This window comes from Streptomyces sp. NPDC037290 (assembly GCF_055603245.1).
The window spans coordinates 3,646-14,637 of the sequence record NZ_JBVJVZ010000051.1 but is presented as its reverse complement, the minus strand read 5'-3'; the positions used below and the strand labels follow the sequence as shown (position 1 = coordinate 14,637).

The 10,992-nt window shown below is 65.9% G+C and carries 7 protein-coding genes and 5 pseudogenes; 5 read left to right on the top strand and 7 right to left on the bottom strand.

The features are described 5' to 3' along the window. Positions 1 to 541 precede the first annotated feature (541 nt). The gene (locus ACZ7HQ_RS43365) at positions 542 to 1,282 is read left to right on the top strand and encodes a DEAD/DEAH box helicase family protein (RefSeq protein WP_471002614.1); all 741 of its coding nucleotides are present in this window, start codon (positions 542 to 544) and stop codon (positions 1,280 to 1,282) included. On the opposite strand, the pseudogene ACZ7HQ_RS43360 reads toward ACZ7HQ_RS43365, so the two are convergent. Both ACZ7HQ_RS43360 and ACZ7HQ_RS43355 read right to left on the bottom strand, forming a co-directional pair. Next, positions 1,194 to 2,298 (bottom strand): annotated as a pseudogene (locus tag ACZ7HQ_RS43360) (integrase core domain-containing protein). The gene ACZ7HQ_RS43365 and the pseudogene ACZ7HQ_RS43360 overlap by 89 nt on opposite strands. 72 nt (positions 2,299 to 2,370) lie before the next feature. Continuing rightward, positions 2,371 to 2,706, bottom strand: coding sequence for a hypothetical protein (locus ACZ7HQ_RS43355; RefSeq protein ID WP_471002611.1), 336 nt, complete (start codon positions 2,704 to 2,706; stop codon positions 2,371 to 2,373). Positions 2,707 to 2,943: 237 nt separating this feature from the next. On the opposite strand from ACZ7HQ_RS43355, the gene ACZ7HQ_RS43350 reads away from it, so the two are divergent. After that, positions 2,944 to 3,201, top strand: coding sequence for a hypothetical protein (locus ACZ7HQ_RS43350; RefSeq protein ID WP_471002620.1), 258 nt, complete (start codon positions 2,944 to 2,946; stop codon positions 3,199 to 3,201). Between the two features lie 11 nt (positions 3,202 to 3,212). Here the strand turns inward: ACZ7HQ_RS43350 and ACZ7HQ_RS43345 are convergent. The 4 genes and pseudogenes from ACZ7HQ_RS43345 to ACZ7HQ_RS43330 all read right to left on the bottom strand — a co-directional run. Next, positions 3,213 to 3,380: pseudogene (locus ACZ7HQ_RS43345) on the bottom strand (nitroreductase/quinone reductase family protein); the annotation flags it as partial. A gap of 265 nt (positions 3,381 to 3,645) precedes the next feature. Continuing rightward, complete coding sequence (locus ACZ7HQ_RS43340; protein WP_471002617.1) at positions 3,646 to 4,695, bottom strand: oxidoreductase; 1,050 nt, start codon at positions 4,693 to 4,695, stop codon at positions 3,646 to 3,648. Then, positions 4,695 to 5,498 carry a hypothetical protein gene (locus ACZ7HQ_RS43335; RefSeq protein WP_471002608.1) on the bottom strand — a complete coding sequence of 268 codons (804 nt, stop codon included), beginning with the start codon at positions 5,496 to 5,498 and terminating at the stop codon, positions 4,695 to 4,697. Before ACZ7HQ_RS43335 ends, ACZ7HQ_RS43340 begins: the two co-directional genes overlap by 1 nt. Beyond that, positions 5,495 to 6,115 carry an ATP-binding cassette domain-containing protein gene (locus ACZ7HQ_RS43330; RefSeq protein ID WP_471002605.1) on the bottom strand — a complete coding sequence of 207 codons (621 nt, stop codon included), beginning with the start codon at positions 6,113 to 6,115 and terminating at the stop codon, positions 5,495 to 5,497. Before ACZ7HQ_RS43330 ends, ACZ7HQ_RS43335 begins: the two co-directional genes overlap by 4 nt. Positions 6,116 to 6,264: 149 nt before the next feature. Between ACZ7HQ_RS43330 and ACZ7HQ_RS43325 the strand changes: the two genes are divergently transcribed. Next, on the top strand, positions 6,265 to 6,852 hold the full coding sequence (locus ACZ7HQ_RS43325; protein WP_471002602.1) for a phosphatase PAP2 family protein: 588 nt from the start codon (positions 6,265 to 6,267) through the stop codon (positions 6,850 to 6,852). A gap of 324 nt (positions 6,853 to 7,176) precedes the next feature. Beyond that, positions 7,177 to 7,413 (top strand): annotated as a pseudogene (locus ACZ7HQ_RS43320) (transposase); the annotation flags it as partial. Between the two features lie 427 nt (positions 7,414 to 7,840). Here the strand turns inward: ACZ7HQ_RS43320 and ACZ7HQ_RS43315 are convergent. Then, a pseudogene (locus tag ACZ7HQ_RS43315) lies at positions 7,841 to 8,304 on the bottom strand (DDE-type integrase/transposase/recombinase); the annotation flags it as partial. Positions 8,305 to 9,239: 935 nt separating this feature from the next. On the opposite strand from ACZ7HQ_RS43315, the pseudogene ACZ7HQ_RS43310 reads away from it, so the two are divergent. Next, a pseudogene (locus ACZ7HQ_RS43310) lies at positions 9,240 to 10,992 on the top strand (hypothetical protein); the annotation flags it as partial.

Sequence of the window (10,992 nt, the reverse complement as noted above, 5' to 3'; positions counted from 1 at the left end):
CCTCCCCCCCCCCCCCCCCGGCGGCCCCCCCTCCTCTCTTGTCCCCCCCCGGCCGGCCTTCGGCCGACCGGTGGCCTGCGCTGCGCTCCAGCCGCCTGTGACACCCGCGTCACCAAGCGTGCCACGCTTCGCGCGGCCCGCACGGCTGGCAGCGAGGAGGCTCTTGTGGTTGTGCTGGCGGCAGGGACCGAAGGTGACGGGTAGTCGGGAGATCGAGGGCTGAACCTGACAGCGGACGCATGGATGTGACTGAAAGTCAGGCACCTCATAAGCGAGTAGTAAGAGGACAAAGTCGCGTTGGAGGGGTCTTGGAGTTTCGAGTGCTTCATTTCCAGATGTGAGATAGACTCTGGACTCCGATAACGGCACCAGCTAAGGCGGTCTGAACCGATTTCGATCACAGCTTCCGGCGGTTGATCCGAGGCTGCACCCCGGATCAACTCGCTTACACCGTAGCCGATCACAAGGCGCCCACGTGCAGGCTTCCCGATTTCTTCCGCGTCATGCCCGAGGTGAGGCCCGCAGGAGATGGTAGAGAAGAATGGCAGCGAAGGAACTCCGCCCCCACCAGCGAGAAGCCGTCGATGCGGTACTGCGGGCGCTCGAATTGCCTGCACGGGCCACCGTGCCCGAACGGGGACTCCGAACTCAGGTGATCATGGCGACCGGAACCGGCAAGACCCTCGTCGCCGCCCGGAGCGCCGAGGAGCTCCGGGCGGGCCGGGTGCTCGTGCTCGTGCCGTCCCTCGATCTGCTGGCCCAGACCGAGGCCGCATGGCGCGAGGGCGGCCGTGGCGGACCGATGATCGGGGTCTCGTCCCTGCGCGGGGACGAGGCAGGCTTCCCCAACACCACGGACGTGGGCGAGCTACTCGCCTGGGTCCGGTCGTTCGACAAGGTCACCGTGTTCGCCACGTACGCCTCCCTCGGGATGGGCACGCTGGAGCGCGCGCACAAGGCCGGCCTCCCGGGCTGGGACCTGATCGTGGTCGACGAGGCGCACCGCACGTCTGGGCGTATCGGCAAGCCATGGGCCGTCGTCCACGACAACACCCGCATCCCGTCCCTGCGCCGCCTCTACATGACCGCCACACCCCGACTGTGGCAGCTGGACGAGGATACCGAGGGCGCGCCGGGCGAGCTGGTCGCATCCATGGAGGACCTGTCCTTGCCGAATTCCTCGTCCGCGCAGGTCACGCGGCGTGCTCGTACTCGTAGAGGATGCCGCCAAGGCGATCTCGTCTGCGTACGTCGAGGCGGGCTGTCTCGTCCGGATCGGTGATTGGCGCGGGCAGGGAGTGCAGCGGGCGGGCGTTCGCGATGCCCTGATGCGGCCGGTGGGAGTTGTAGAAGTCTTCGAACTCCCGCAGGGCGTGGAGCAGATGGCGCTGGTTCCAGATCAACGTCCGGTCGAGCAGTTCGCGGCGGCAGGTCTGCACCCACCGTTCCATGACCGAGTTCATCCGGGGCATCCCGACCCCGCTGAGCACGACCTCGATCCCGGCATCCTTCAGGACGGCGTCGAAGAGGGCGGGGAACTTCCCGTCCCGGTCCCGGATCAGGAACCGCGCCCGGCAGCCCGCGTCCTCGAGGTCCATGACCAGGTTCTTCACGGCCTGCGTCACCCAGGAGGCGGTCGGGTGTGCGGTCGCGCCCAGCACCCGGACGCGGCGACTGGCATGCTCGATCACCGCGAACACGTACAGCCGCGCGCCGGACAGGGTGACGGTCTCGAAGAAGTCACATGCGAGTAGCGCGTCCGCCTGGGAGCGCAGGAAGTCGGCCCAGGTGCCAGGTGGTGGAGGCACGGTCGGGTGCCGGCGGGATCCCGGCATCCTTCAACATCTCCCACACCGTGGACGCTGCCACCGTCACCCCCAGGACGAGCAGCTCACCGTGGATACGGCGATACCCCCAGCCCGGGTTCTCCCGCGCGAGCCGCAGGACGAGAGCGCGGATGGAGCGCACGGTCCGTGGACGTCTGGCGCGCTTCGGCCTGGGCTCGGCAGCGTGCCGGCGTCTGATCAGATCACGGTGCCAGCGCAGCACCGTGTCCGGGCACACCAGCAGCCGCACCCTGCGCAGCGCCTCCGGCGGCAGCCGGTGCAGCAGCGCCGCCAGGAACGCCCGGTCACTCCAGGTGAACCGCACTTTCTCGTGGCCAAGTTGACGCTCCAGCACCGTGATCTGATGGCGCAGAGCGAGGATCTCCGCGTCCTTGTCCCGATCCCTCATCCGCAGCATGCGCAACATCGTGAACGCGTTCGTCACGCCCAGGTACGCCAGTCGCAGCAGCACGGTCGATCATCATGCCCCGACGATCGCCAGCGACGCGAGAGCGCCTGCTCGGGCGACGCCGTCGACATCCCGTCACCTCACACACCGGCTCCCACCAGGACGGATGAGGTTTCCGGCAAGCGCAGTTCTGTCCCAGATGGACACGCACCCGGTCGCGACGGTGACCCGGTTGGTCGCAGCCAGGACCTCGGCTGTCCTGACCAGGTCTCCGCGGGGGTTACCTCCTGGGCTGCCGCCGAGCCAGACGGTTCCGTAGCCAAGCTCTTCGAGCTCAGCGGCGGCCTCCCGTGCTTCGGCAGGGTCTCCGTGTGTGAACGCCAGACTCCAGATACCCGTCGTCCCGAGATGCATAAGGAAGTCCTCCTGGACGTAGGACTCCCGTTGTAGTGGTGCGGACACCACCTGCATGTCTGAAGGCTCTGCGCTGCCCGGAAACTGATCACCAATGTCTGGATCACCGGCCTTGACGGAGACCGCGCGTGAGGACATCCGCGAGGCGACGGTGGAGCACCGCCGCCCGCAAGGACAGGCATGGCGGCCGGCCCCCGGCCATCACCGACGACTGCCCACCGTGCCCCGCCGCCGCGGGAATGGCGAAATCGTGGGCGCTGGTCGAAGGCGACCGCCGACCCCAAACCGCCCCTGGTGATCTGGCCGGCCCACACACTCGATGACTGCTCAGCAACGGGGGAAGACGCCGACCGCGCCGACGCCCCGCTCCGGGACTACGCCGCCAAGCTCGCGCACAGCCGTGCCCAGGCACAGCGCCAGGCCCTCGACACGGTGAGCGAACTGGTCGAAGAGCCCCGGGCGCTGCTGGAGGAGGAGGTGCGGCAGGTACCACTCTTTGAGGGAGGGGTAAGTGCGAAGACACGGACGTTCCGTCGACTGCTTTGGACGTAATCGTCGAAGCACGGCATCCGGGCAAGGATGCGTGCCCGGGCGGCCTGTTGCTCTTGGGCGGTCAGCAGGCGCGCCCGCACCGGGAGGGTCTGGCCGCGCCAGGTGACCGTGGCGTGCGGGTCGCGCAAGAGGTGGTACGACCAGGCGGGGTGTCGGGCGAGACCGAAGTTGGTCGCCATGACCATGAAAGTGCCCCATGCGGTCCTGTCAGTGAGGAGGGGAGTCTGGCAGGGAGTGCCGCGCGGCGGGTGGTGTGGAGGAGGAGGACGGGAATCAGCAGGTGGCTGGGCATCCACCGGCCCTTGGTCCAGTGGTGGATCCGTCGGTCCAGACGGGGCAGCAAGCGCGGCCCCCATCGGCGAAGGAGCCAGCTGTTGCCCACCCTGCGCAGGAGCCGCTGCCGACGACGGCCGACGGACCTGACCGTGTCCGGAGCGGGTGACCTCACGTGTGTTCGTCCCCTCGCGCCGGCTGCGCTGATGGCAGCGGGAAAGGGTAGTCGGTCAGCTGCTGGGAAAGCTGCCATAGCCTCTCGATGGCCTGGGCGTCACGGGCACGCCGCGCTGCTCGCACGTGCACAGGGGGTCCGGACCATTCCCATCGTCCTCCGGGGCCGATGAATTCCCCACCGGCGAGGTGGGGGTCGGTTGCAGCTCGCAGCAATGGCCAGGATGCTGTGGCCGGGGAGTTCCATCGTGCCTGCATCCATTCCAGCAGCCGCGCTTCGAGGTGGCGGCCGTCGGCGTGCAAGGCGCCCGAGCCCAGGGTGGTGTTGACCAGGCCGGGGTGGGCTGCGATCGCGCGCAGCGGCAGGCCACGGGCCTGTGCCCACGTCTGGAGTCCCTGAGTGAACAGCAGATTCGCCAGCTTGGAGTCGAAGTACGCCAGCCACCGGTGGTAACGCCTGGGATGGTGGGGGCGGTCGGTGTGGCATCGGCCGAGCCAGTGCAGGACGGAGGAGACATTCACCACCCGTGGCCGGGGCGTGTTCAGCAGAGCGGGCAGCAGGTGGCCGGTCAGAGCGAAATGACCGAGGTGGTTCACGGCGAATTGCGTCTCGTAGCCGTCCGACGAGCGGGTGAACGGCAGCGCGGCCACTCCGGCGTTGTTGACCAGGAGGTCCAGCCGTCCGTCGACAAGGTCGGTGATCTGTTCGGCGGCCTGGCGTACCTGGGCCAGCTGGGCCAGGTCACAGATGACGCTGTCCACTTGCGCCGACGCTACCCCGTGGCGCAGCGCATCTGCTGCCGCGTTCCCTTGGGCGGACGATGGGCAGGCGATGATCACGTGTGCGCCGTGGCGGGCGAGGTGCTCGGCCGTCGCCGCACCGATGCCGCGGGAGGAGCCGGTGACCGCTGCCGTACGCCCGGACAGGTCAGGCACGTCCGCGGGTGTCCAAGGATCCCTTGCCACCCGCCAGCGCCGCCACGGCTCAGGAACGTCAAGGCCATCGCATGGGGTCACCGCGGCCGCACCGTGCTCACCCTCGTCCATCACGCTGGTACCGCCGAGTGCCGCCCGGGAGAGGTGGTTGCGGGCCGGCCGTAATGCCGGGTGCGCGTGCAGAAGATGATGAGCGCCATGACGCTGGTGGCCGCGAACCATGGCAAGGCACGGGCTGCGCACGACAGCGGGGACGTGTGGGTGAAGGAGGCGGCCAGGGCCGCTTGTGCCGGCCCGTACAGGGGCAGGGCGCTCAGACCTTTCTGGTCTCCTGCCGGGTTGGAGACCGGGCTTTGCATGCCGACATCGATGAGCGTGGTCATCACCACGACGAAGAAGCCTTCGAGTTCGCCGCGCAATAGGTACCCGGCCATGATGCCCAGCCCCCCGTACGCCAGGATCGCCGACGTCAGGGCCGCGGCGACTGCCCAGGGCTGGGCCAGCGGCCAGGACAACCGGAGCAGGACGGTGGTGTAGCAGGTCAGCAGTGCCGTGATGACGAGAAGGGCAACGAGCTTGGCGGCCAGCAGTTGCAGGCGGGGATAGCCGGCCAGTACCAGACGCTGGTCCATGTCCCGGGCGTTGAAGGTGGCCATGAACATCATGAAGCCGGCGACCACCGTGACCGCGTGCATGGCGCTGGAAACCTGGATGGTGCGGTTCATCGAGGCGGTCACCTCGATGCCGAGTGCGCTGCTGTGGAACGTGATGTCCTTGTTCACGGCAATAACGCGGACCAGGTAGATCCATGTCGGGATGAAGAAGGCGGTCATACTCATCGCGAGGCGGTTGCGCAGATGACCGGTCAGCGTGAGGCCAAGGGCCACCGTGAACGCCGTCCACTGATGCTTCACGTTGTCACTCCCTCCGGGTGCAGGCAGCCATCGCGCAGGTGGTAGAGGCTGTCGAAGTTCTGCAGGTCGTGGATGAGGTGGGAGACCACCACGACCGACCGTCCTCGACTGCGCAAATCGCCCGCCAAGTGCCAGAAACGCCGGTGGGTGTCCCAGTCGAAGCCCTGATAGGGCTCGTCCAGCACCAGCAGCGGCGGGTCATGCATCAGCGCCAGGGTCAGGTTGAGTTTCTGTCGTGTACCGCCACTGAGCTCTCCCGCCCGGGTACGCCGCTCTCCGCCGAAGCCGAGCACATCGACGAGTTCCCGGGCGTGGTCCAATCCCGGCAGCCGGTAGGCGACCTGGAACAGCCGCAGATGCTGGTCGACCGTGAGCGTGTCATTGACCACCGGCTGCTGCGGGCAGTACCCCAGCGCGCTGAGGCGCTGCACTGTGCCCCGGTCCGGCATGAGTTGTCCTACCGCGATGCGCAGCAGCGTGCTCTTGCCCGCCCCGTTCTCCCCCACCACTCCCACGAGCATGCCTGCCGACACGGTGAGGTCAGCGCCGCGCAGCACAGCCCGCTTGCCGTACGCCTTGTGCACGGCGCTGATGCACAGCCGCATGCCTGGTGCCATGTCAATCTTTCTTCCGCTCACCGCTTATCGCACGATCGACGTCCGCTCAGGCCAACGAATGAGGGCGGTGCACGGACACGCCCGAGTCTGTTCCCGAACACGGAACCCCGCGGTAGTCGCCTCGTTCACATGCCGTGGCGATCATTACCGTGGGATGGGACCGAACGAGGCTGGCGCAGCAGCTGAGCACCTACTTCTCTCCCCCCTTCCTGCCGGTGGCCGCCTGCGGCGCCGTCAGCTGGCGTATCACCTGGCCTCACTACGACGGGCTTCTGTGGGGGCTGGGCGGCAGCGGTGCCTGGGCGCTGCTCTGCTCGGCCCTGGCCTTTCTCAGCGCACGCGTGGCAGGGTGGCCGTCCCTCATGCCTCCCCAACGCAGGCCCCGGTTGCTGCTGCTGTCCGCGAGCATCATCGCCGGAGCCACCGTGTGGCTGATCTGCGCGCGCCTCGGAGCTCCAGCCGCGCTGCTGACGTTGGGACGTACGGCCCCACTGCTAGCTGCCCTCCTGCTTGCGTGTACGTGCCTCACCAACGTCTCCGTGCACACCAGCGCGGCAGCCGCCGGCGTCACCCTCCTCGCCCTCCACATGGGCGCGGGCTGGTCCGTGCTGTACCTCCTCGTCGCCGCGATCGCCTGGTCCCGTCTGCATCTGCGGGCGCACACACCGGTCCAAGTCTTCGTGGGGGCCGCACTGGGCAGCACGGTATGCGCCACCGTGGTGTGCTTGGGCCGCTGACCGGCCCTGCGGCCGCGCCGTCATGGAGGCTCCGTCATCTGCGCGAGGCAGGCGGGTTCGCGAGCTGGAGAGAATCCAGGAGTTCAAGGCCTGCGAGTGTCCCGCACGGAGGCTTTGGGTGCGGGTGCGGGAGGTGACCTAACGGTCGACGAAAATCGGTGGCCGACAGGCGCGAACCCAAACCACCACCACCCAAGCCCGAACCACCCCACCGCATCGCCGGGGACATACTGCTTGACCGTACCTTCGAGACCTTCGCGGCCTGGCTCACCGAGCTCATACCTCCCCGCGCCGGCTCGCCCGTCCGCTCTTGCACCTCACGCCGACAATGCCGACGCGCTGTCGCGCTGGATCAGCCAGGTCCGCAGCGTCGACTTGCCCCACCTGCACGCCTTCACCCGAGGTCTGGAGCGAGACCTCGACGCCGTGATCGCCGCCCTCACGCTTCCGCACAGCGACGGCCCCACCGAGGGCGTCAACACCAAGACCAAGCGCATCGCGCGCCAGATGCACGGACGAGCAGGCTTCACCCTGCTCCGCCATCGCATCCTTCTCGGATAACGGCACGCTCCGTCACCACTGAAAGCGAGACAGGGCCGTTGATTAGACACTCCCCCGGCGCACCTCGCAGGCGGCTGGTGCCAAGTCGGGGCGTGACAGGGCGCAACAAGCAGGTCCTCGCCGTCCGCGACAAGGCCAAGCCGTCCGCCCTGCCCTGCTGGCCGTCGATACCACTCGTGTGACGGCCGGCACCCCCACGTGAGTTCCACCGGTGACGGCTCGCCCCTGAGGGACGGGCCACCGTCCGTCAGCTGAGGGCGGTGGCCTATGGCCGGTGGCGCTGGTGATGTCGAGTGGGATCTTGTCCGCGAGGGGCAGGCCGTGCTCGTCATGGTCGCCGTACTCGGTCTGCCGTACCTGCTTGGTGGGGTACGCACGGTGGTACAGGGCGGACTCCCGATCGGCGCTCCACTGGGACGCGAACTCATCAGCGGTGGCTCCCGGAAAGCGGCTCCGTGTCAAGCCGCGGGGTGGCGGTCCCGGTGATCTGGTCCCGGATGGCGAAGCGGCCGGCCATTTCGGCTCGGTGTTCGGGTGCGGTCATGAGGTGGCGGCGGGGTCGGAAGGGGGATGAGATGCCGCTGAACGCGAACAGGAAGCTCTGGGCTGCGCCGACCGACCGGAAGCCCTTCATGGCGCGGTCGCGTAGCCCGTTGGCTGTCCTCGTGGCTGTTCTCGTCCCGGTTGTCGAGGCTCTTGTGGCAGCGGTGCTCGATGGAGGGCATGACCGTGCGGTGGGCCGCGCCGTAACCGCGGAGCTTGTCGGTGACGAACATCCGGGCGGCCAGCAGGGGTCTTCTTCATCTTCCGGAAGAAGACCCTGGCCGCGGCCCCGTCACGGCGGAGCTGCAGCAGAATGCCGAGCACCTTCCCGTCCTGGCCCACGGCCCTCGACACCACGCAGGTTCAGGCTGAACCGGTGGTACAGCCACGCGCCGTGGGAGACGACGTCCAGCACGAAGCGGAAATCCCCACACCACACCGTGTCCACGAGCAGTCCCTCCGGCGGTACGACGCCCGCGGTCTCCGCGTCCACACGCATCCGGAGCCCGGTGGACCCGCCTGTGCAACGTGCCCTGGCGAACGCCCAGATCCCGCCCACCCTCCACGGCCGGCTCCCACGGCTCCCCCACGATCCGTACCGCACTCCCCCACAAAACGGAGCCTCACATCAACGTCACTACCCTCCACACCCCGCCCAGGCCCAGGCGTTCTCGGTCAGCACCCGCTCGACGGTGACGCCCCCCTTCCCAACACCCTGGTGTCAGCCGGCGACGGCAAGAACATGACGGACATGTCATGAGACCCCCCATCTACGGCTATTGCGGGTGTCTGGGGCGAGGCGTACCGTCAAGGTGGCCTGCATCACACGAGGTGGCCCGCGTCACACGAGGAAGGTCTGGCTCCCGCGTAACGGGGCGAGGTGCTTCCCAGCCCCGGAGGCATACACGCCTCCTCGGCCCGGTGTTCAGGAACGGATCTACGACCCCGCCGCCCCGCCCCCCCCAAAAAAAGGGAACCCCGGGCGACTCCTCCCGGAGCCCCGCCACCGCACTCACACCGATCACTTGGAGCACGAAATGGTTGCACGACGCAAGAAGGCAAGCAAGAACACAATCTCGGTCGCGAACCGATACGCCGCCTTAACCCTATCCGCAGGAACCCTACTCGGAATAGGCGTAACCGCTGCAGGCCCAGCCGTCGCCGCGGAGGGGCCCCTGCCAGTACCGGCAGCCAAAGAAATAAAAGACAAGAAAAAAGACGACAAGAGGTCGGATGCAGGCTTGGAGAGCGACGATTGGAGGAACGAGTACTTGCCTGGGTCCATGCAGAGTTATGCGGAGCAGGCGTTCAAGGATCTGACAAAAAAGTATGACCTGCATTTAACAGATTCTCACGGTGCACCGATTATTATTCCAGAGGAGGCGGTAGCGCAAGCCTTTGGCCAGCTGAGCGAAAAACCGAAAGCTCCAAATGAAAAAATGGAAAAACTGGAGGAAAAGGCAGAAAAGTTGGGGTCGGGCGCCTTTGAAAAAGTGAACCTCGCGACAGGTGTGGTTGGTCTGATCGCTTATGGCCAGGGAGTCTGGGAGAATAGAAATGCCTCTCCGGAAGAGCGGCAGAAAGCAATCAATCAGATCGTTCCCCTGCTTCGGTGTAGTGGTGCCTGGTGCGCGGGGTGGGATGCTGCCGCACTGATTCCTGGTCCCCAGGAACCCTTCGTGGTGGCTGCGAGCGTCGTGGCCGAAATCGTGAAGCACAACAAGGAGCGGGTCAACGAAGCTGAGGAGAAGATGAAAAAAGTGCAGGAGCTCGTGGACAAGTTTGCAGCGCCTGACTATATCAGAAATTTAAGAGATGATGCATGGAAGAAGATCAATGAAAGACTCGCCGATGGTGCACTCGTGGATCACGAGCGAAACTATGAATCCGCCAAGGCGGGGGTGTTGGCCAATGTAGCGCTCAAGGAAGCACAGGCGAGGCATGAGTTCGACGCGCGTATAGCGGCTGCCGGATCGGACCAGGGGAAGATCGCCGCTCTGGAACTGGACCGGGACACAGCTGTCAAAGAGATCCGCAATGAGGTTCCTAGTCAGCTTGACCATGCAGGGAAGCTTGTCGACGAGGCCATGAGTCGCAAGGTTGTAGAGAAAAACGCAGAGACCGCGCAGAAATTCAATGAATATTTCAAAACGCAGCTACAAGGTTACGTGGAAAAACTGAAAGACCAACTCGGCAAGTCGATCAGTAAAACGTACATCATGGGCGACAAGGCAAATTACTACGACAAGGCTGGAAATCCCATTGATCCTGACGACATGAAAAAGGAAGCTGATCGTATTCTGTACTCGAAAATCACGGAGGCTTCTTCCCTGCTGAAGGACTCGCCAAAGGTCGAGGTCGACACAGAAGCCCTCGGAAAGGTTTTTGAGTTTGCTCGCCATTATGGGCGCAGCGCTGGTTATGACTTTGGGACAGAGCTACCGGTTTCTGTTGCCAGTGTGCGCGACGCCTTTTTGGGCAATCGTGCTGGAGTGGAAGGCCGTATTACCGCCACCAGAGATCTGCATCTGCAACGCGTTGACGGCGTGGAGAACGACGCGTCTTCGGGTGATGCCGAGCGTACTGGCTCTAATCATGGCGACGTCACCAGGGCGAAGACGGAGGAGGACACGCGGCAGGCCGAGCCCAATACGCTGGACGCTCAGAAGAAGGCGGGGGACGCGCGACTTGAGGCTTTGCAGAAGATGCAGAAGGAGCAGCTTGAGAACAGGCTGAATAACGAGCACACGCCGGAGCAGGACGCAGCGAAGGAGCGCGCGGACCTGGAAAAGCGGCAGGCCGAGTTTCGTGAGACCCATGAGCGTGAGAAGGCCCAGCTCGAGAAGGACCAGCGGGAGAAGGAGGGGGACGCGCGGCTTGAGGCTTTGCAGAAGATGCAGAAGGAGCAGCTTGAGAACAGGCTGAAGGACGACCACAAGTCGGAGCAGGACGCAGCGAAGGAGCGCGCGGACCTGGAAAAGCGGCAGGCCGAGTTTCGTGAGACCCATGAGCGTGAGAAGGCCCAGCTCGAGAAGG